Source organism: Paraburkholderia sp. RL17-383-BIF-A, assembly GCF_046028015.1.
Taxonomy (GTDB): Bacteria; Pseudomonadota; Gammaproteobacteria; order Burkholderiales; family Burkholderiaceae; genus Paraburkholderia.
The window spans coordinates 156829-176290 of sequence record NZ_JARESR010000006.1 but is presented as its reverse complement, the minus strand read 5'-3'; the positions used below and the strand labels follow the sequence as shown (position 1 = coordinate 176290).

At 62.7% G+C, this 19462-nt stretch carries 18 protein-coding genes; 9 read left to right on the top strand and 9 right to left on the bottom strand.

All coding sequences use genetic code 11. The features are described 5' to 3' along the window. Nucleotides 1-4 precede the first annotated feature (4 nt). From katG to xseA, 5 genes are all read right to left on the bottom strand, one after another. Nucleotides 5-2269 carry a catalase/peroxidase HPI gene (gene katG / locus P0D71_RS09700; RefSeq protein ID WP_408479816.1) on the bottom strand — a complete coding sequence of 755 codons (2265 nt, stop codon included), beginning with the start codon at nucleotides 2267-2269 and terminating at the stop codon, nucleotides 5-7. A gap of 641 nt (nucleotides 2270-2910) precedes the next feature. Then, complete coding sequence (locus P0D71_RS09695) at nucleotides 2911-3279, bottom strand: DUF190 domain-containing protein (RefSeq protein WP_408186055.1); 369 nt, start codon at nucleotides 3277-3279, stop codon at nucleotides 2911-2913. 145 nt (nucleotides 3280-3424) lie between these two features. After that, complete coding sequence (locus tag P0D71_RS09690; RefSeq protein WP_408479815.1) at nucleotides 3425-3763, bottom strand: DUF190 domain-containing protein; 339 nt, start codon at nucleotides 3761-3763, stop codon at nucleotides 3425-3427. Between the two features lie 300 nt (nucleotides 3764-4063). After that, entirely contained in the window at nucleotides 4064-4642 is a 579-nt protein-coding gene (gene sodB, locus P0D71_RS09685) for a superoxide dismutase [Fe] (protein WP_091799589.1), read from the bottom strand. 220 nt (nucleotides 4643-4862) lie between these two features. Continuing rightward, nucleotides 4863-6242: an exodeoxyribonuclease VII large subunit gene (xseA, locus tag P0D71_RS09680; protein WP_091799586.1), complete on the bottom strand. Its 1380-nt coding sequence runs from the start codon at nucleotides 6240-6242 to the stop codon at nucleotides 4863-4865. A 560-nt stretch (nucleotides 6243-6802) separates the two neighbouring features. Here xseA and lpxK point away from each other — a divergent pair. The 5 genes from lpxK to P0D71_RS09655 all read left to right on the top strand — a co-directional run bounded on the left by lpxK (nucleotide 6803) and on the right by P0D71_RS09655 (nucleotide 10837). Continuing rightward, nucleotides 6803-7819 carry a tetraacyldisaccharide 4'-kinase gene (gene lpxK / locus P0D71_RS09675; protein WP_408479814.1) on the top strand — a complete coding sequence of 339 codons (1017 nt, stop codon included), beginning with the start codon at nucleotides 6803-6805 and terminating at the stop codon, nucleotides 7817-7819. Next, the gene (locus tag P0D71_RS09670; RefSeq protein WP_007180583.1) at nucleotides 7800-8003 is read left to right on the top strand and encodes a Trm112 family protein; all 204 of its coding nucleotides are present in this window, start codon (nucleotides 7800-7802) and stop codon (nucleotides 8001-8003) included. The genes lpxK and P0D71_RS09670 overlap by 20 nt, the downstream gene beginning before the upstream one ends. 161 nt (nucleotides 8004-8164) lie before the next feature. Beyond that, nucleotides 8165-8965 (top strand): 3-deoxy-manno-octulosonate cytidylyltransferase, encoded by an 801-nt coding sequence (gene kdsB, locus P0D71_RS09665; RefSeq protein WP_408186051.1) that lies wholly within the window; start codon nucleotides 8165-8167, stop codon nucleotides 8963-8965. Nucleotides 8966-9179: 214 nt separating this feature from the next. Beyond that, the gene (gene adk / locus P0D71_RS09660; protein ID WP_091799577.1) at nucleotides 9180-9845 is read left to right on the top strand and encodes an adenylate kinase; all 666 of its coding nucleotides are present in this window, start codon (nucleotides 9180-9182) and stop codon (nucleotides 9843-9845) included. 233 nt (nucleotides 9846-10078) lie between these two features. Beyond that, complete coding sequence (locus P0D71_RS09655) at nucleotides 10079-10837, top strand: 3-hydroxyacyl-CoA dehydrogenase (protein ID WP_091799574.1); 759 nt, start codon at nucleotides 10079-10081, stop codon at nucleotides 10835-10837. Between the two features lie 119 nt (nucleotides 10838-10956). On the opposite strand, the gene P0D71_RS09650 is transcribed toward P0D71_RS09655, so the two are convergent. Both P0D71_RS09650 and murJ read right to left on the bottom strand, forming a co-directional pair. Further along, complete coding sequence (locus P0D71_RS09650; RefSeq protein ID WP_091801044.1) at nucleotides 10957-11799, bottom strand: SirB1 family protein; 843 nt, start codon at nucleotides 11797-11799, stop codon at nucleotides 10957-10959. A 5-nt stretch (nucleotides 11800-11804) separates the two neighbouring features. Further along, nucleotides 11805-13355 (bottom strand): murein biosynthesis integral membrane protein MurJ, encoded by a 1551-nt coding sequence (murJ, locus tag P0D71_RS09645; RefSeq protein WP_408479813.1) that lies wholly within the window; start codon nucleotides 13353-13355, stop codon nucleotides 11805-11807. Between the two features lie 534 nt (nucleotides 13356-13889). Between murJ and rpsT the strand changes: the two genes are divergently transcribed. Then, nucleotides 13890-14168 carry a 30S ribosomal protein S20 gene (gene rpsT / locus P0D71_RS09640; RefSeq protein ID WP_012434165.1) on the top strand — a complete coding sequence of 93 codons (279 nt, stop codon included), beginning with the start codon at nucleotides 13890-13892 and terminating at the stop codon, nucleotides 14166-14168. Between the two features lie 189 nt (nucleotides 14169-14357). Here the strand turns inward: rpsT and P0D71_RS09635 are convergent, their stop codons facing one another. Beyond that, nucleotides 14358-14699, bottom strand: coding sequence for a DUF3579 domain-containing protein (locus tag P0D71_RS09635; RefSeq protein WP_091799568.1), 342 nt, complete (start codon nucleotides 14697-14699; stop codon nucleotides 14358-14360). A gap of 437 nt (nucleotides 14700-15136) precedes the next feature. On the opposite strand from P0D71_RS09635, the gene argF reads away from it, so the two are divergent. After that, nucleotides 15137-16066, top strand: coding sequence for an ornithine carbamoyltransferase (gene argF / locus P0D71_RS09630; RefSeq protein WP_091799565.1), 930 nt, complete (start codon nucleotides 15137-15139; stop codon nucleotides 16064-16066). A 262-nt stretch (nucleotides 16067-16328) separates the two neighbouring features. Then, entirely contained in the window at nucleotides 16329-17555 is a 1227-nt protein-coding gene (locus tag P0D71_RS09625) for an argininosuccinate synthase (RefSeq protein WP_091799562.1), read from the top strand. 168 nt (nucleotides 17556-17723) lie between these two features. Here P0D71_RS09625 and murB read toward each other — a convergent pair whose 3' ends face one another. After that, the gene (murB, locus tag P0D71_RS09620; RefSeq protein ID WP_408479812.1) at nucleotides 17724-18764 is read right to left on the bottom strand and encodes a UDP-N-acetylmuramate dehydrogenase; all 1041 of its coding nucleotides are present in this window, start codon (nucleotides 18762-18764) and stop codon (nucleotides 17724-17726) included. A gap of 209 nt (nucleotides 18765-18973) precedes the next feature. On the opposite strand from murB, the gene P0D71_RS09615 reads away from it, so the two are divergent. After that, nucleotides 18974-19459 carry a YajQ family cyclic di-GMP-binding protein gene (locus tag P0D71_RS09615; RefSeq protein WP_007180572.1) on the top strand — a complete coding sequence of 162 codons (486 nt, stop codon included), beginning with the start codon at nucleotides 18974-18976 and terminating at the stop codon, nucleotides 19457-19459. Nucleotides 19460-19462 lie beyond the last annotated feature (3 nt).

Sequence of the window (19462 nt, the reverse complement as noted above, 5' to 3'; positions counted from 1 at the left end):
CGACCTATCGGGCGATGTCGAAGCGGTCGAGATCCATCACTTTGGCCCAGGCTGCAACGAAGTCGCGGATGAATTTTTCCTGTGCGTCTTCGCTTGCATAGACTTCGCACAGCGCTCGCAGTTGGGCATGCGAACCAAAGACCAGGTCGACGCGCGTGCCCGTCCATTTGAGCTCGCCGGTCTTGCGATCACGCCCCTCAAACACATCACGGGCGGAGGACAGTGGCTTCCACTCCGTACCCATATCGAGCAGGTTACGGAAGAAGTCATTGGACAGCGTCTCGGGCCTGTGGGTGAATACGCCGTGCGAATCCTGCCCCGCGTGAACATTCAACGCGCGCAAGCCGCCGATCAGCACCGTCATCTCCGGCGCGGTCAACGTCAGCAATTGCGCCTTGTCGATCAGCAACGCTTCCGCCGGGGCGCGGTACTTGCCCTTGAGGTAGTTGCGAAAGCCATCGGCAAGCGGTTCGAGCGCCGCGACGGATTGGACGTCGGTCTGCTCCTGCGAGGCGTCCATGCGGCCCGGCGTGAAAGGCACGCTCACCTGATGACCGGCGCTCTTCGCCGCCTGCTCGACGGCGGCGCCACCGGCCAGCACGATCAGGTCGGCCAGCGAAATTTTCTTGCCGCCGGCCTGCGCGCCATTGAACTCGCTCTGGATGCCTTCGAGAACTTTCAGCACCTTCGCCAGTTGCTCAGGCTGGTTCACCGCCCAGTCTTTCTGCGGCGCGAGGCGAATGCGCGCACCGTTGGCGCCGCCACGCTTGTCCGAGCCGCGGAACGTGGAGGCCGACGCCCATGCCGTCGACGCCAGTTGCGAGACCGACAGTCCCGACGCGAGAATCTTCTGCTTGAGCGAGGCGATGTCCTGCTCGTTCACCAGCGGATGGTCGACCTCCGGAATCGGGTCCTGCCAGATCAGTTTTTCGGCCGGCACTTCCGGTCCGAGATAGCGGGCGTGCGGCCCCATGTCGCGGTGAGTCAGCTTGAACCAGGCACGAGCGAACGCATCGGCGAGCTGGTCCGGGTTCTCCAGGAAACGCCGCGAAATCTTCTCGTAGGCGGGGTCGAAGCGCAGCGAGAGGTCCGTGGTGAGCATCGTCGGGCGCAGCTTCTTCGAGGGATCGTGAGCATGCGGGATCGTTTCGCCGGCATCCTTGGCGACCCACTGATGCGCGCCGGCGGGACTCTTGGTCAACTCCCATTCGTACTTGAAGAGGTTTTCGAAGAAGCCGTTGCCCCACTTGGTCGGCGTGGTGGTCCAGGTCACTTCCAGACCGCTGGTGATCGTGTCGCCGCCCTTGCCCGTGCCGAAGCTGTTCTTCCACCCAAGCCCCTGGTTCTCGAGATCGGCGGCCTCGGGTTCAGGGCCGACGTTGTCGGCCGGACCTGCGCCATGCGTCTTGCCGAACGTGTGACCGCCGGCGATCAGCGCGACGGTCTCTTCGTCGTTCATGGCCATGCGCGCGAAGGTTTCGCGAATGTCGTGTGCCGCGGCGAGCGGATCCGGATTGCCGTCGGGACCTTCCGGGTTCACATAGATGAGGCCCATCTGCACCGCACCCAGCGGATTTTCCAGGTTTCGCCCGCTGGTGTCGCGGCTCACCTCTTCGCCGTGCTTTTCTTCGTCAGCGACGATCACGCCACCGTCGTCGTTGTCGCCGGCTGCGCCTTTGCCATAGCGGACGTCGCCACCGAGCCAGGTCTTTTCATTGCCCCAGTAGACGTCCTGGTCCGGCTCCCACGTGTCCTCGCGACCACCCGCGAAACCGAACGTCTTGAAGCCCATGGTTTCGAGCGCGACGTTGCCGGTGAGAATCAACAGGTCGGCCCAGGAAATCTTCTGCCCGTACTTTTGCTTGATCGGCCAAAGCAGGCGGCGAGCCTTATCCAGGCTGACGTTGTCAGGCCAACTGTTGAGCGGCGCGAATCGTTGCTGGCCGCGCCCTGCGCCGCCGCGTCCGTCGCCGATTCGATACGTGCCTGCGCTGTGCCACGCCATGCGGATGAACAGCGGGCCGTAGTGGCCGAAGTCCGCGGGCCACCAATCCTGCGAGTTGGTCATCAATGCCGCAAGGTCCTTCTTCACCGCCGCCAGGTCGAGGCTCTTGAACGCCTCGGCATAGTTGAAGCTGCTGTCCAACGGGTTCGACTTGCCGGAGTGCTGGCTGAGCAGATCCAGCCGCAACTGCTTCGGCCACCAGTCACGGTTCGTGGTGCCGCCGCCGGCGGCATGATTGAACGGGCACTTTGCTTCGCTTGACATGCGTTACCTCCTTGGGAGACGTAAACCGGGATGTTCTACTGTGGCGTCAGACCGCCAGGCGCGACGACGATCCGGCGCTGGCGGGTCTGCCTGAAACCTCGTGGTGCGCGCTTTCTGACGTACCGCGGCTGATCACCCGCGGCACGTGGCCGTGCTGCGACGCGGGCTATCGTGCGGTGCAATTGGACGAGAATGGCTCACCGTTTCAGATCTGTTGGGAACTAAAATATACGTGAGAGTTTCTCGCAATAGAAAGCGTTTCCTGCAATGGTATTGATAGGTCGTGACTATAACGTGGCCACCGGAAAGGCGTTTGCTCGGTGCCAGGATGGAAAACGCCCCGGCCGCAATGAGCACGCTGCACGGCAGCAGGGATAACACAACGACCCCGGGAAACGGCACTCCCGCATCATGTTTCGAGTCGGGCCGACGACATGACCGCTCGCCCAATCAAAGCGCATCGTTCCTTCCGGGCAACGCGAAGTGTGTCTGGATGCTCGGCAATCGCTCGCGCTCCCTCGCGGGCCATCGCGCGTGGCAAACCGCGTGGATTGCATTGAAGCCCGGATAATCAGCCTGAGTATTGATTAGGCATCCGATACTTTATCGAAGCACAAGCACACGCAAGGCCCGTGTTCCTGCTAGCCCGCCGAACGACCAAACAGGGAAAAATGCTTTGACGCTTTGTGCGGGGCGGCGTCGCCGATCACACCGAATTCGATCGGAAAACGCATGTAGAACACATGGACGTTTTCGGCGCGCACAATATCGAGAAGCTGCTGCGCTTCCGCTTCCGTCACGGCAAGAATGATCTGCACCGGCTGATCGTCGAGTTTGAGCATATGCGCCGCGTGACGCGAACCGGCGTGGCCGATCCCTTCGGCACAATTGATGACGGTCGCGCCGCCGATCCCGAGTTGGCGCACCTCATGCAACAGCCATTCGCATACGGTCTGATGGCCGTGCTTCCGGTTGTGTTCCGTATAGAACGTCAGTTGATAGCCGTTCATCGTGCCTCTCCGCTGCCGGACGCGGGGTCGCGCCCAGCTTGATTCATTCTAGTCTATCGCCCACACGACACACGAGCGTGCCCGGCACTGTCGCGCCTGCGGGGGCGACCGGGGTCTCTGCCGAACATCGGCATAAACGCGGACGCTACTCGCCACCCTTCTGTGCGTCTGCGCCAAGCACTTCGTATTCGATGGGACAACGCGTGTAGAAGAGATGAACACCGCCATGCCGCAGGCTATCGAGTAGTGCGTCGATGCGATCATCCGCCGCCGCCACCGTGACGACCACCGGTTGGTCGACCAATTCGAAAAACCGCGCCGCGTGGTACTTGCCGTGCGCGTCGATGCTTTCGCTCACTTCGATCACTGTCGCACCCTCGATGCCGGCAGCCTTCGTCCTGTCGAGAATCCAGTCGACGATGGTCATGTGGCTCTTGCGGTGGCTCTGGTTGGCTGCAAACAGCGTCAGTTGACTGCCTTTCATGAGGAACTCCGATTGGGCTCCATGATGCATGCATGAATTGTCGTTTCGCGCAGAAGGCCGCGACAGGCTACGACTTCCTGATCGAGGAGACTCGCAGACTTCAACCTTCGATTCTCTCGACACTCATACTACCCCCGAGCAACCGCCTCGCTCGAATGCCTTGTGAAATGAATCGTGTGAACCAATTGTGTAAAACGAATCGCGGGCACAAAAAAGCCCTCTCGCGGAGGGCTTTCATATTGGCGACAGTTTGCAAAGCTTATTGCGGGAGACCGCATCAGCCTTTGCTCAACCGCAAACTCACGCGAAGTTCTTCGACGCGAATTCCCAATTGACGATGTTCCAGTACGCTTCGACGAACTTCGGACGCGCGTTGCGGTAGTCGATGTAGTAAGCGTGTTCCCACACGTCGATCGTCAGCAGTGCTTTCGCGTCGGTGGTCAGCGGCGTGGCGGCGTTGCTCGTCGACACCAGGTCGAGCGAACCGTCAGCCTTCTTCACGAGCCATGCCCAACCCGAGCCGAACGTGCCGACTGCGGTCTTGGCGAACTCTTCCTTGAACTTCTCGAACGAACCCCACTTGGCGTTGATCGCGTCAGCGAGCGCGCCGGTCGGAGCACCGCCACCTTGCGGCGACAGGCTGTTCCAGAAGAACGTGTGGTTCCACACTTGAGCCGCGTTGTTGAACACGCCGCCCGATGCCTTCTTGACGATTTCCTCGAGCGACAGGTTCTCGAACTCCGTGCCCTTGATCAGATTGTTCAGGTTGGTCACATAGGTCTGGTGATGCTTGCCGTAGTGAAACTCGAGCGTCTCTTCCGACATGTTCGGAGCGAGTGCGTTTTTCGCGAACGGCAGCGGCGGGAGCGTATGTTCCATGGTGCTTTCCTTCTGTCTGTATCTGTTGTGGGGGAGTCTGCGGATAACGCTTTAGAGCACTCGATTGTAGGCGAGTTGGAAAAACCCCGCAAACCAACGGACTTTATGTCCGGCATCGGCGAACATGCCGCACACATAGCGTGATTAATGCCTTCGCACACGGTGTGCCCGATCGTTGCCATCGTCAAAAAGGACGTCCGCTCACACCGTCGGCGAAGTGTCAGAAACCGTCCGTCAGGCGCGGCTGCACATCCGCGAGCGCAATGTCCGCGCTGCCTTCCGCGAGATGCACCGTCAAGCGCCGCCCCGGCTTCAACGACGACGGCGCGCGCACCGCGCGCCCGCTCTGGGCGTCGAGGACGGCAGCATAACCACGCTCGAGCGTACGCTGCGGACTGAGCACTTCGAGACGCGCGGCAAGCGTGTCGATGCGCGCGGTCTGACGTTCATGCTGGCGTAACAAAGCCGCGTCCAGACGCTGCGAGAGATTGCCGAGCTTGGCCTGATGCCCCGCGAGATCCGGACGCCAGCGCTGCCAGCGCATCTGTAGCAGCGAAAACCGCGCTCGTGCGTCACGCACCGGGCGCGTACCCGCCGATGCGAGCCGCACGCTCAACTGCTGCACATGCGTGCGCTGCCGCGCAAGACGTTCGGCCGGCGACACCAGCCGGCGCGCGAGCCAGTCGAGTTGCTGGGCGCGCCGCTCCATCATGCGGCCGAAGCCGCGGGCGAGCGTCGCGTGGCGATGGTCGAGCTCACGCAGCAGCAGCACGCGCTGCGGACTCACCAGTTCGGCGGCGCCTGTCGGTGTCGGCGCGCGCACGTCGGCGGCAAAATCGGCAATCGTGAAATCGGTTTCGTGACCGACTCCGCTCACCACCGGAATGGCGCTTTCCGCAATCGCGCGCGCCAGGACTTCTTCGTTGAACGCCCACAGGTCTTCGATCGAGCCGCCGCCACGGCAGACGATCAGCACGTCGACTTCGCGCCTTGCGTTGGCGGCGTCGACCATGGCGGCGAGCTTGGCGCTCACGCCCACACCCTGCACCGGCGCCGGATAGACGATCACCGGAATGTGCGGCGCGCGGCGCGACAGCGTGGTCAGGACATCGCGCAAGGCCGCGGCCTGTAACGATGTGACAATGCCGATCGCGCGCGGATGAGGCGGCAACGCGCGTTTTCGCTCGGCGGCAAAGAGACCCTCGGCTTCGAGCTGCGCTTTCAGCCGGAGGAACGCTTCGTAAAGACGCCCTTGCCCCGTGCGCCGCACCGCTTCCACATTCAATTGCAGCTCACCGCGCGGCTCGTACATCGTCACCAGCGCGCGCACTTCGATGCGATCGCCTTCGCGTGGCGTGAATTCGGCGTATTGCGCCCGCCCGCGGAACATCACGCAACGCATCTGCGCCTGCGCGTCCTTGATCGAGAAATACCAATGGCCGCTTGCGGCGCGGGTGAAGTTGGACACTTCGCCGGCGACCCAGACGAGCGGAAACGAGCGTTCGAGCATCGTGCCGATCGCGCGATTGAGCGCCGAGACGGGAACGACGACTTCGCCGCCGGGCGCGGCCGACGAGGAAAAAGGGCTTTCGGGATTCATGCGAGGAATAGGGGTGGCTGGCCGGACAGACGATAGACCGAGCGGCCATTGCCGTCCAGCGTGGCGCTCGAATTGTTAAAAGTGTCCACATGGCGGGACCTGCCAGACGCATCGCGCCAGACTGCCCGCGCAAGCGCATGAATTCAAAGCATGTCGTTGATTTATATGGCGTTTACATCTCACTAAAGAGAATGATTACCGATCACGAGCGCACGGACCGGCCCTCTCCGCTCATCGGATGGCAGGTTCTCCACAAAGTTATCCACAGGCGGTGCCCGACATCGTCAGGGCCGTTTCGACGCGCGCCGCCCCGCAGGCGACTTGCCGGGCGGGACGCACGCGCGCTAGAGTGGCGGGTTCGACGGCATGCCGAACGTCCTCGCGGCGTCCGGCATTGCGGCACCCTCGCCCTGTGCCGCCCCTGTTTCGCCTTTGGCCTCATTCTCGACAGTCCGGAGAACCGCGTTGATGCTTGCCCCGCGTTTTGCGCCTAGCTCCTTCATGCCGCCGTCCCGGCGCTTTCCGACGGGCGGCGCGCCGTTCGTCCGTGCGACCCGCCCATGAGCGAAATTCACAACCGTCTCGAAGCACGCCTTGCGCGCGAATGGCAGCAGCGTGGCCCGCTTGCATGGGCGCTGACGCCGTTCGCCTGCGTGTTCGGCGCGATCGCCGCCGCGCGCCGCGCCGCCTTTTCGTTCGGCTGGTTGAAATCGGTTCGCGTCGGTGTGCCCGTGGTGGTGGTCGGCAATGTGACCGTCGGGGGCACCGGCAAGACGCCCACGGTGATCGCGCTCGTCGAAGCGTTACGCGCCGCGGGCTTCAAGCCCGGCGTGGTATCGCGCGGCTACGGCGCGCGCGTGAAGAGCCCGACGCGGGTCACGCCTGCATCGGCGGCGAGCGTGGGCGGCGACGAGCCGCTGCTGATCGCCCGCCGTACCGGCGCGCCGGTCTGGGTCTGTCCGGATCGCGTGGCGGCTGCGCAGGCGCTGTGCGCCGCGCACCGCGAAGTCGACGTGATCGTGAGCGATGACGGCTTGCAGCATTACCGGCTCGAACGCGACGCCGAACTGGTCGTGTTCGATCACCGGCTCGGCGGCAATGGTTTCCTGCTGCCGGCCGGCCCGCTGCGCGAGCCCTTGTCGCGCCGCCGCGATGCGACGCTCGTCAATGATCCTTACGCGCGCACGCTGCCCGCGTGGCCGAACACCTTCGCGTTGAAACTCACGCCCGGCGACGCTTGGCATCTGGACAATCCCGCGTTGCGCCGACCGCTCGCGCAATTCAGCGGCGATCGCGTGCTGGCCGCGGCCGGCATCGGCGCGCCGGAGCGTTTTTTCGCCACGCTGCGCGCCGCCGGCCTGACGCCGGCCACCCGCGCGTTGCCGGATCATTACGCGTTCGAACGCAATCCTTTTACCGACGTGGACGCCGACGCCATCCTGATAACAGAAAAGGATGCGGTAAAATTAGGGTCCTGGCACGACGCGCGCATCTGGGTAGTCCCGGTCGAAGCCGCGCTCGATCATCGCCTCATCGCATTAGTTGTGGAGAAAGTCCGTGGACGCTCGCCTGCTTGAAATTCTCGTCTGCCCGATCTGCAAGGGCCCGCTCAGCTACGACCGCGCCGCGCAGGAACTGATCTGCAACGCGGACAAGCTCGCCTATCCGATCCGCGACGGGATTCCCGTCATGCTGGTCGACGAAGCGCGGCAAACCGTGGAAGGCACGCCGGTCGATCTGAATCCGGGTTCCGTGGCCTGAAGCCGGGCCGACTCGCACCGGGCGGCCGCCATGCGGGCGCCCCTTGTGTTTCGATCCGCATCCGCCGTCTTTCCGGTCCGCGCCCTTGCAGTTTGCGCGGCCACCTTCCCGCGGCTTGATCGCCGCCCGCCGTTCCGCCCGTCTCTGCGCCTGTCCTGCCGATGACCCACGCCAACACCACCACGCCTCCGTTCATCGCCGTCGTCCCGGCCCGGCTCGCCTCGACGCGTCTGCCCAACAAGCCGCTCGCCGATATCGGCGGCAAGCCGATGGTGGTGCGGGTCGCGGAACGCGCGCGCGAATCCGGCGCGCAGCAGGTGCTGGTCGCCTCGGACGCGCAAGCGGTGCTCGACGCCGCCCGCGATCACGGCTTCGAAGCCGTGTTGACGCGCGCGGACCATCCGTCCGGCACGGACCGCCTCGCGGAAGTCGCGGCGCAATTCGGCTGGAGCGACGACACGATCGTGGTCAACGTACAGGGCGACGAGCCGCTGATCGATCCAGCGCTCGTGTGCGGCGTGGCGTCGCACCTTGCGGCGAGCAGTGGTTGCGCGATCGCCACTGCTGCCCACCCGATCACCGACCCCGCCGAAATTTTCAACCCGAACGTCGTCAAGGTCGTGCTCGACGCGCGCGGCGTCGCGCTGTACTTCTCGCGCGCGCCGATTCCCTGGGCACGCGACGCGTATCAGCCGCACTGGCCCAATGTCGCGTCGATGCCCACTCCGCCCGCACCCGCGGTGGTTCATCGGCATATCGGCCTGTACGCGTATCGCGCGCAATTCCTGCGCACCTACCCGAGCCTCGCGATCTCGCCGATCGAACAGGTCGAAGCGCTCGAACAACTGCGCGCGATGTGGCATGGCGAGCGGATCGCGGTGCTCGTCACCCACGACGTGCCGCTGCCCGGCGTCGACACGCCCGCCGATCTCGCGCGCGTGCAGGCTTTATTCGGGTCTTGAGCGCAAAAACCCATGGCATAATCGGACGGTTGTGCGCGCCTCCCGAGACAAACGAGGTTCAGGGTTTGCCCGGTCGCGCCGTTGCGGTCCCTGCAGCGCCGTTTCTTTAACGTGCAGCGCGAGACTCGTACCGGCAGCCGACGCGGAGCCCTTCGAGACATCGTGGGACGGCTGCAGCGCCACCAAAGAATTCACATAGATCTGGAGATAGCACATGCGTTTGATCCTATTGGGTGCGCCCGGCGCGGGTAAGGGCACTCAGGCGACCTTCATCAAGGAAAAGTTCGGCATTCCGCAAATTTCCACCGGCGACATGCTGCGTGCGGCCGTCAAGGCAGGCACGCCGCTTGGCCTCGAAGCGAAGCGCTTCATGGATGCCGGCGAACTGGTCACGGACGAGTTGATCATCAACTTGGTGAAGGAACGTCTGCAGCAGGCCGACTGCGCGAACGGCTATCTGTTCGACGGTTTTCCGCGCACCATTCCGCAAGCCGAGGCGATGAAGCAGGCCGGCGTCGCGATCGACTACGTGCTGGAGATCGACGTGCCGTTCGACGAGATCATCTTGCGTATGAGCGGTCGCCGTTCGCACGCCGCGTCGGGCCGTACGTATCACGTCAAGTTCAATCCGCCGAAAGTGGAAGGCGTGGACGACGTGACGGGCGAACCGCTGATCCAGCGCGACGACGACAAGGAAGAAACGGTCAAGAAGCGTCTGGAAGTGTACGAGGCGCAAACCAAGCCGTTGATCGAGTACTACAACACCTGGGCGAAGAATGGCGATTCGTCGACCTCGTTGAAGGCGCCGCAGTATCGCCGCATTTCGGGGCTCGGCAGCGTCGAGGAAATTCGTGAACGCGCATTCGAGGCATTGAAGTAAGCGCGTTTTCGTTTGCGTTTGTTTCAATAGGACCCGCCCTTGCCGGCGGGTTTTTTATTGCATTGCGCGGATGCAGTGCCCGTTCTCTGCGCGTTGCACCTCGTATTACTTAGCCATCCATAATGGTTTGCTTTCAGCCCGTCGCGCTTTCCGCGTTGCAGCATAGTCGCTACAATCGATCATCGAAAAAATATTCGATCTAGACACTACTGAACCGTAGCAAAGGAGAAGACATGGAGATTCGTGACAATGTGTTCCTGATCACCGGCGGTGCGTCAGGCTTGGGCGCAGCCACGGCGCGCCTGCTCGTCCAAAATGGCGGCAAGGTGGTGCTCGCCGACCTGAATGTGGAGGCCGGCGAAGCGCTGGCCAGGGAACTCGGCGGTGTCTTCGTCAAATGCGACGTCAGCCGCGAAGACGACGCCACGCAAGCCGTCGATGCCGCCACCAAACTCGGCACGCTGCGCGGCCTCGTCAATTGCGCGGGTGTCGCGCCTGCCATCAAAACGGTCGGCAAGGACGGCCCCCATCCGCTCGATTCGTTCGCGCGCACCATCTCGATCAACCTGATCGGCACGTTCAACATGATCCGGCTTGCCGCCGCAGCCATGTCGAAGAACGAGCCGAATGCGAATGGCGAGCGTGGCGTGATCATCAATACGGCGTCGGTGGCCGCCTATGATGGCCAGATCGGCCAGGCGGCTTACGCCGCGTCCAAGAGCGGCGTGGTCGGCATGACGCTGCCCATCGCCCGTGACCTGTCGCGCAACGCGATCCGCGTGATGACCATTGCGCCGGGCATTTTCGAAACGCCCATGCTGCTCGGCATGCCGCAGGAAGTGCAGGACGCCCTCGGCGCAATGGTGCCGTTCCCACCGCGTCTCGGCAAACCGGCAGAGTACGCGATGCTGGCCAAGCAGATCTTCGACAACCCGATGCTCAATGGCGAAGTGATCCGTCTGGACGGCGCGATCCGCATGCAGCCGAAGTGAGCATCCATGCGGCGTGCCGGCTGAAAGGGGCGCGTCAATGAAAAAACGCCTGCACACGAATGTGTGCAGCCGTTTTGTTTTGAGCCGTACCAGCGGGCGCTACCCCCACTGCGCACTGCCTAGTCGCGATCGTTGTGCTGGGTACGCTGCCGCAGTTCGTGCAATTGCGACTCAACCACCGTTGCGTCTTCGGCATCCGGCCGGTCGCCGAGATAACGCTCCAGGTCTTCGAGCGCGGGGCGCAGGTAATCGAGCCGCGCATACGCGAAGCCGCGGTCGCGCACTTCTTCGATACTCTCCGGCAGCAGGATCACGAGACGCTGCTGCACCGCCAGCAAACGCTGCCAGCGTTCCGTCTGAAGATACGTGGACTTCAGGTTGCGCAGCATGCGGGCGATGATCTCGCGGCGCGTGGCCGGTTGCAGCAGCATGCGCAGCGCCCTGCTCACCGATTCGCCCGCCGACGCGACATAAGGTTCCAGCATCTCCACCATCTCCGACTCGGACAGCGAATGTCCGCTGGTCGGATCGAGCATCACGTCGCCGTCGGGCGTGGTCACGCGCAACAGGAAGTGGCCGGGAAAAGACACGCCGCGCGCCGGAACGCCGATCTGCTCAGCCATCTCCAGATACAGCACGGCCAGCGAAATCGGAATGCCGCGGCGCCGCTTGAGCACCGCGTTCAGATGGCTGTTGTCCGGGTCGTAATAGTCGTTGAGATTGCTGGCGAAACCCAGCTCGCGAAAGAAGAACCGGTTCAGAATGCCGACTTTCTGCTTGATGTCGGCGTCGTCCGGCATGCGCCGCTGCAGACGCACCACCAGCTCGTCGATCTCGGCGAGCGTGGCTTGCAGATCGAGGTCGGGATAAGCATCCTGCGCGAGCGAGAGCGCCGCCTCGGTCAACGGAAGACTGTCGTCTTCGGCAACCAGCGTGCTGAAATAGTCGAGAACTCGCGTCATCGTGATCACTTCGCTCGCCTTTTGAAATACGCGTACTTGAAGCCCATCAGCCAAAGCATACCGAAATATAGCGCGGCGAACAGAACGAGGCACGCTGCGAGCAACGCCATGCGGTCGACCGGCCGGCTATGCAAGCCGATCCAGTCGAAGCTGATCGCCAGCCAGTGCATCGCGCCGGACAGCACCAGGCAGGCGCCGAGCAACTGCACGAAGAATTTGAGCCAGCCGCTAGACGGCGTATAGATGCCGCGTTTGCGCAGGCCGAGAAACAGCAGCAGCGCATTACCGCAAGCGCCGAGCCCGACGCTCAACGTCAAACCTGCATGAGCGAAGATCGGCACGAACAGATAGTTGCTCAACTGCGTGAGAATCAACACGCCAACACCGATCTTCACCGGCGTCTTGATGTCCTGCTTGGCGTAGAAACCCGGCGCGAGGATCTTGATGAGAATGAGGCCGATCAGCCCGACGCCGTACGCGGACAGCGCGCGGGAGGTCATCACCACCGAGTTGCCGTCGAACTTGCCGTAGTGGAACAGCGTGGCGGTCAGCGGCTCTGCGAAGAAGAACAGTGCGACGGCGCTCGGCGCGGCGAGCAGAAAGGTGACGCGCAATCCCCAATCGAGCAGCGACGAATACTCGTGCGGATCGGCGTCGACGTGCGCCTTCGAGAGGCTCGGCAGCAGGATCGTGCCGAGCGCGACACCCAATAGCGCGGTCGGGAACTCCATCAGCCGGTCGGCGTAGTTGATCCAGGACACCGCCCCCGGGCCGATGCGCGACGCGATATTCGTGTTGATGATCAGGCTGATCTGCGCGACCGAGACGGCGAACATCGCGGGCACCATCTTGGACAGCACGCGCTTCACGCCGCGATGCGCGAGCGCCTTCACCGGATTCAGGCCGATGCGCGGAATCATGTCGATCTTCTTCAGACCCGGCAGTTGCACGACGAACTGCAGCACGCCGCCCGCGATCACCGCCCACGCGAGCGCATAGACCGGCGTTTGCAGGCGCGGCGCGACGAACACGGCGGCGACGATGAACGCGACGTTCAGCAGAACCGGCGCGAATGCGGGCAGCGAGAAGTTCTTGTACGTATTCAGCACGCCCGACGCCAGCGACGTCAGCGAAATGAAAATGATGTACGGGAACATGATGCGCGTCATGGTGACCGCGAGCGCGTACGCCTGGCCCTCGTGCGCGAGGCCCGAGGCGACGATGAACACCACGCCCGACGCGCCGACCACGCCGATCAGCGAGAGGACGGCGAGCGCCCAGGCGAGCACCGTCGACGTGGCGTCGACCAGTGCCTTGGTGGCGTCATGGCCTTGCTGATTCTTGAACTCGGCGAGGATCGGCACGAAGGCCTGCGAGAACGCGCCTTCAGCGGAGATGCGGCGCAGCAGGTTCGGAATGCGGAAGGCGACGTAGAACGCGTCAGTGTATTGACTGGCACCGAACGCGCGTGCGATCAGCGTTTCGCGGGCCAGTCCGGTCACGCGCGACAGCAGCGTGAAGCCGCTGACCGTCAGCAGGGCTCGGAATAGATTCATGGGGCGCTTATTATACGGGTGCCGCAAGTGCGGACGACGAGCCGGAACGCGATTCGGACCGATTTGCCGCGCAGACGTTCGATCCGACAGGCGGATTGGCGCGTTTTTTGTGGCCCGCCCGCGCGGCGGCGTCCTGTCGGACATCCCCGCAGCCCACTTCCAGGCGGACTCCGGCCAGACTTCGGGCGGCGGCCCCGGCATCGCCGCCAGCCGGGTGCCAGGCTTTACGCCACGGGGCGGCAGGACTTCGTAGCGCTTTCCCGTTGCCACGTGCCTGATTTTGTTGCTATAATCGCCGGTTTCGAAGCTCGCTCAACTTTCGGTCTACTTCCAGACGAGGTCGCGGCCGGCGACACGCCACCTGCGAACATCCTCGAATAGCCCGAAAACACAGGCCCGCCTTCACGTAGTCCGATCGATTTTTTTCGACACTTTTGCGCTCTTGGGCAATCGCTTCCAAGAGTTCGATCTAAAAGCAGCACCTCACCACTTGAAGGTCAGGTACTGGAAACAGGAACAGGATAAGGAACCGTCATGGCTAACTCCGCACAAGCACGCAAGCGCGCCCGCCAGGCCGCCAAGGCAAACTCGCACAACTCGGCACTGCGCTCGAAGTTCCGCACGGCTATCAAGGCTGTCCGCAAGGCGATCGACGCCGGCGACAAGGCTAAGGCCGCTGAGATCTTCCAGGCATCGTCGAAGACCATCGACATCATTGCCGACAAGAACATCGTTCACAAGAACAAGGCTGCTCGCCATAAGAGCCGTCTCGCTGCAGCCATCAAGGGTCTGCAAGCGTCCGCAGCGCAGTAATTCCGGTCAGCCCGCTTCGGTGGGCTACCTCCTGTTTCCGCTGCACAGAAAGGCCCGCCTCGGCGGGCTTTTTTGCTTGGCACCGGCGCAGGCCGATCGTGCGCCCCACTCGCCGATGCCGATGCTTCGGTCGCAAAAAAACCCGCTGCTGGCGGGTTTTTGTTTTTGCCGACTCGACTGGCTTGCGCCTTAGCGCGTGTTCTTGGTCTGCTGCGTGCCATGCTCCGGCGGCAACTCGCAAGCCTCGGTCACGATAAGGTCGTTGTCTTTCGCGAAGTTGAGGACGAAGTCGAAAGCCATCGGCTCGATGTCACGCAAGCGCGAATCGAGAATCACGCACTTGAGGTCGCCGAGCATGGTCGGCCGGACGTAAAGCGAGTACTGCATATAAGCGTTCGGCCCCTTCCTTGCACCGGGGCCGAAGCACGCCATGACGCCTGCGAGGCGCTCCGACCAGTCGCTCGGCCGAAACTTTTTTCCCGTCGACGTAATGCCCTGAATGAAATATTCGGTTGGAGCTGCTTCGGCCATGTAGGAATACCTGTGTGACTGCCCAGCGGGATGACGGCAAAGCGAACGGCGAAGCGGCTTTGAATTGCCTGGACTCGCCGACCGTGCCGCGATGGCGAACCACACCACCGAAACCGCGAAGGGCCGGCTGAGCCGCCTTTGCGCTTGTCATGACGGCACACCGCGAGCAGGCCTTTCCGAGCCGCGCGAGCCGTGTCCCGCAAGCGAAATACCGGCCTGCTGGGCTTTGGGATAACCCGTAGATTATAGCGCAGCGGACCTTTTTCCGCAGCGCACACAAGACAAGTCTGAGATATCGGCGACGCTTTCAGCCGGCTTGCCCGGCCTTTTGGCCGACTCGTCAAATCGGGCGAAATCCTTTATGCTGCATTGAGTTACCACAAACGACGGCGGCGCCGTCCGGCAATCCTGCCGGGTGAGACCGCCGTATTTGTTTCATGACCGCCAAGAAAATTCGCCACTACCTGCAGTTCAAGGATTTCTCGCTGGAAGACTACGAGTACGTGCTGGAACGCGCGCGCATTCTGAAACGCAAATTCAAGAACTACGAGACCTACCATCCGCTGCACGATCGCACGCTGGCGATGATCTTCGAAAAAAATTCGACACGCACGCGCCTGTCGTTCGAAGCCGGCATCTTCCAGTTGGGCGGTCACGCCGTTTTCATGAGCACGCGCGACACGCAGCTCGGCCGCGGCGAACCGATCGAAGACGCAGCGCAAGTGATCTCGCGCATGGTCGACATCATCATGATCCGCACGTTCGGCCAGGACATTCTCACCCGCTTCGCCGAGAATTCGCGCGTGCCGGTAATCAACGGGCTGACCAACGAATATCACCCGTGCCAGGTGCTGGCGGACATCTTCACGTACTTCGAGCATCGCGGTCCGATTCGCGGCAAGACGGTTGCGTGGGTCGGCGACGCCAACAACATGCTGTACACGTGGATCGAAGCCGCGCAGATTCTCGGCTTCAAGCTGCGCCTGTCCACGCCGCCAGGCTACAAGCTCGACCGCGCCATGGTCGCCGCCGAGAGCGCGCCGTTCTACGAAGAATTCGACGATCCGAACGAGGCCTGCACTGGCGCCGACCTCGTGACCACCGACGTCTGGACCAGCATGGGCTTCGAGGCCGAGAACGAAGCGCGCAAGAAAGCCTTCGCCGACTGGTGCGTCGACGCCGACATGATGGCGCGTGCCAATGCAGATGCGCTCTTTATGCACTGCCTACCTGCCCATCGCGGCGAGGAAGTCAGCGCCGAAGTGATCGACGGCCCGCAAAGCGTTGTGTGGGACGAGGCGGAAAATCGTTTGCACGTGCAAAAGGCCTTGATGGAATATCTGCTGCTCGGCAAGCTGAATCACTGAGCGAGCCGCTGCCCGGCATTTAATGCAGCACCTAATGCAGCATCTGCGTGTAGCGCGACGGGGCCTTGAATACGAGGCAAGGTGTCCACGTTTAGCGCCACGCATCGAGCCGGCGTCCACTGCGTCAAGCGGACCCGGCTTCATCACCGCACTGCCCCAAAAACGCGGGCAACCCGCGGTTTAGTGTCAAAATAGTGGTTTTCCGCGCTCCGGGACCGCCGGCGCGCCTTGTTTTCCCGCTTTCTCCAGCTACGAGTTCACCATGAGCGATATCAAGAAAGTCGTGCTCGCCTATTCGGGCGGCCTCGACACCTCCGTCATCCTGAAGTGGTTGCAGGACAATTACGACGCCGAAGTCGTCACGTTCACGGCCGACATCGGCCAGGGCGAAGAGCTGGAACCGGCGCGCAAGAAGGCCCTGCAACTCGGCATCAAGCCGGAAAACATCTTTATCGAAGACCTGCGCGAAGAGTTCGTGCGTGACTTCGTGTTCCCGATGTTCCGCGCCAACACGATCTATGAAGGCGAGTATCTGCTGGGCACGTCGATCGCGCGTCCGCTGATCGCCAAGCGTCAGATCGAAATCGCGCGCGCCACCGGCGCACAAGCGGTCTCGCACGGCGCAACCGGCAAGGGCAACGACCAGGTTCGCTTCGAACTCGGTTACTACGCGCTGGAACCGGGTATCAAGGTCATCGCGCCGTGGCGCGAATGGGATCTGCTGTCGCGTGAAAAGCTGCTCGCGTACGCCGAAAAGGCCGGCATTCCGATCGAAATGAAGCACAAGCAAGGCGGCGCGCCGTATTCGATGGACGCGAACCTGCTGCACATTTCGTTCGAAGGTCGTCACCTGGAAGATCCGAAAGCGGAAGCGGAAGCCGATATGTGGCGTTGGACCGTGTCGCCGGAAGAGGCGCCGGACCAGGCTGAATACCTCGACATCGAGTACGAGCACGGCGATCCGGTTGCGATCAACGGCAAGCGTCTGTCGGCCGCGGAAATGCTCACCGAGCTGAACCGCCTGGGCGGCAAGCACGGCATTGGCCGTCTGGATCTGGTGGAAAACCGTTACGTCGGCATGAAGTCGCGCGGCTGCTATGAAACGCCGGGCGGCACGATCATGCTGAAGGCGCACCGCGGCATCGAGTCGATCACGCTCGACCGTGAAGTGGCTCACCTGAAAGACGACCTGATGCCCCGCTACGCGGCGCTGATCTATAACGGCTACTGGTGGAGCCCGGAGCGCCGTGCGCTCCAGGTGCTGATAGACCATACGCAAGAGAAGGTCAACGGCTGGGTGCGCGTGAAGCTGTACAAGGGCAGCGTGTCGGTCGTCGCGCGCGATTCGAAGGAAACGCTGTTCGACAAGACCATCGCCACTTTCGACGACGACGGCGGCGCTTACAACCAGGCCGACGCTGGCGGGTTCATCAAACTCAACGCACTGCGTATGCGGATTGCGGAAAACGCTCGCCGTCAGCGCGATTGATGAAGCACGGCTTGGCAGCAGGCTAACTTCGCGCTAGCGAAGTTCAGCGCCGAAAGGCGCGGCCGAAGCCAAACGCAAAAAAGGCGCCGGGAGGAAACTCCCGGCGCCTTTTTTATCACCAACACATCCGCATCAACACGTCCGCACCGACCAACCCGACTCAACCCATCACAAACAAACCGGCTCCGCCTCCAGCTCCACCCCAAACCTCTCCAGCACATCGCGCTGAATCGCTTTCGCCAACGCCAACACCTCCGCGCCGCTCGCGCCGCCGCGATTCACCAGCACCAGCGCCTGCCTCTCGTGCACGGCCGCCGCGCCCATCGCGCGACCTTTCCAGCCGCATCGATCGATCAGCCAGCCCGCGGCAAGCTTCACCCGGCCATCCGGCTGCACATAGGACACGACTTCCGGCTCCCGGAGCTTCAGCGCCTCGAACTGCGCCGCCTCGACCACAGGATTCTTGAAGAAGCTGCCGGCATTGCCGAGCTCCAGCGGATCGGGCAGCTTGGCGCGCCGCACCGCCACCACCGCATCGAAGATAGCCTGCGCGGTCGGCGGCGTATCGGCGTGGCCGTTCGCGGCCAGTTCGCGAGCGAGATCCGCATACCCGGCGCGCGGCTGCCAGACCTTCGGCAAACGGAACGTCACCGACGTAATCACGAAACGCTCGCGCCCTTCCCGCTTGAAAAAACTGTCGCGATAGCCGAAGCGGCAAGCCTGCGCGTCCAGCTCGACCACGGCGCCCGTGGCCAGCTCCACCGCGCGCAGCGACGCGAAACGCTCGCACATCTCCAACCCGTACGCGCCGATGTTCTGGATCGGCGCCGCGCCCACCGTGCCCGGAATCAGCGCGAGGTTCTCGAGGCCAGCCATGCCTTGCGACAAAGTCCAGGCCACAAACTCATGCCACGGCTCGCCGCCGGCCGCTTCGACGTACCATGCATGATCGTCTTCACGTACCACGCGGCGGCCCCGCAGCGCGACCAGCAACACCAGGCCGCCAAAGTCGCCGGTCAGCACGACATTGCTGCCGCCGCCGAGCACGAGGCGCGGCAGCCCGGCTGCGCGCGGATCACGCACCGCGGCCATCAATTGCTCTTCTCGCTCGATGCGGCACGCAAACTGCGCGCGAACATCGAAGCCGAAGGTGTTGTGCGGCTTCAGCGGATGGCCGGCAACGAACGCGGCAGATTCGGAGTGGGACATCGGAATGAGAACAGTGAAACGACGAATGAAACGACGAAATAAGCAGCCTATGAAAACGGCTTCGGACCCGGGCTGCGCGGCAATGCGCGGCGGCCTTGGGCAAAAGGGAGCGGCGTCGGTAAAATGACGTCCGGTCCGTGATTATAGCGAGTGCCTCATGAGCAGCCGGCCGGCTGCGTCGCGCACCGCAGCACTATTGGGAGAAAGCAATGCCATCGTTTGACGTCGTCTGCGAAGCGAACATGATCGAAGTCAAGAACGCGATCGAGCAGTCCAACAAGGAAATTTCAACGCGCTTCGACTTCAAAGGGTCGGACGCGCGCGTCGAACACAAGGAAAACGAAATCACGGCCTACGCGGACGATGATTTCAAACTCGGCCAGGTAAAAGACGTGCTGCTGTCGAAAATGGCCAAGCGCAACGTGGACGTGCGCTTCCTCGACTACGGCAAGATCGAGAAGATCGGCGGCGACAAGGTCAAACAGGTCATCAAGATCAAGAAAGGCGTGTCGGGCGATCTGTCGAAGAAAATCGTGCGCCTCGTGAAGGACAGCAAGATCAAGGTCCAGGCGAGCATTCAGGGCGACGCGGTGCGCATCACCGGCGGCAAGCGCGACGATCTGCAAAGCGTGATCGCCATGCTGCGCAAGGACGTGACGGACACGCCGCTCGACTTCAATAACTTCCGCGACTGATGC

What these genes read in the sequence shown, in the direction of transcription:
- P0D71_RS09615 (WP_007180572.1), top strand. Translation starts at nt 18,974, where the DNA reads ATGCCATCGTTTGACGTCGTCTGCGAAGCGAACATGATCGAAGTCAAG.
- kdsB (WP_408186051.1), top strand. Translation starts at nt 8,165, where the DNA reads ATGACCCACGCCAACACCACCACGCCTCCGTTCATCGCCGTCGTCCCG.
- P0D71_RS09635 (WP_091799568.1), bottom strand. Translation starts at nt 14,699, where the DNA reads ATGGCCGAAGCAGCTCCAACCGAATATTTCATTCAGGGCATTACGTCG.
- murB (WP_408479812.1), bottom strand. Translation starts at nt 18,764, where the DNA reads ATGTCCCACTCCGAATCTGCCGCGTTCGTTGCCGGCCATCCGCTGAAG.
- murJ (WP_408479813.1), bottom strand. Translation starts at nt 13,355, where the DNA reads ATGAATCTATTCCGAGCCCTGCTGACGGTCAGCGGCTTCACGCTGCTG.
- xseA (WP_091799586.1), bottom strand. Translation starts at nt 6,242, where the DNA reads ATGAATCCCGAAAGCCCTTTTTCCTCGTCGGCCGCGCCCGGCGGCGAA.
- P0D71_RS09655 (WP_091799574.1), top strand. Translation starts at nt 10,079, where the DNA reads ATGGAGATTCGTGACAATGTGTTCCTGATCACCGGCGGTGCGTCAGGC.
- adk (WP_091799577.1), top strand. Translation starts at nt 9,180, where the DNA reads ATGCGTTTGATCCTATTGGGTGCGCCCGGCGCGGGTAAGGGCACTCAG.
- P0D71_RS09695 (WP_408186055.1), bottom strand. Translation starts at nt 3,279, where the DNA reads ATGAACGGCTATCAACTGACGTTCTATACGGAACACAACCGGAAGCAC.
- P0D71_RS09690 (WP_408479815.1), bottom strand. Translation starts at nt 3,763, where the DNA reads ATGAAAGGCAGTCAACTGACGCTGTTTGCAGCCAACCAGAGCCACCGC.
- rpsT (WP_012434165.1), top strand. Translation starts at nt 13,890, where the DNA reads ATGGCTAACTCCGCACAAGCACGCAAGCGCGCCCGCCAGGCCGCCAAG.
- katG (WP_408479816.1), bottom strand. Translation starts at nt 2,269, where the DNA reads ATGTCAAGCGAAGCAAAGTGCCCGTTCAATCATGCCGCCGGCGGCGGC.
- argF (WP_091799565.1), top strand. Translation starts at nt 15,137, where the DNA reads ATGACCGCCAAGAAAATTCGCCACTACCTGCAGTTCAAGGATTTCTCG.
- P0D71_RS09650 (WP_091801044.1), bottom strand. Translation starts at nt 11,799, where the DNA reads ATGACGCGAGTTCTCGACTATTTCAGCACGCTGGTTGCCGAAGACGAC.
- sodB (WP_091799589.1), bottom strand. Translation starts at nt 4,642, where the DNA reads ATGGAACATACGCTCCCGCCGCTGCCGTTCGCGAAAAACGCACTCGCT.
- P0D71_RS09625 (WP_091799562.1), top strand. Translation starts at nt 16,329, where the DNA reads ATGAGCGATATCAAGAAAGTCGTGCTCGCCTATTCGGGCGGCCTCGAC.
- lpxK (WP_408479814.1), top strand. Translation starts at nt 6,803, where the DNA reads ATGAGCGAAATTCACAACCGTCTCGAAGCACGCCTTGCGCGCGAATGG.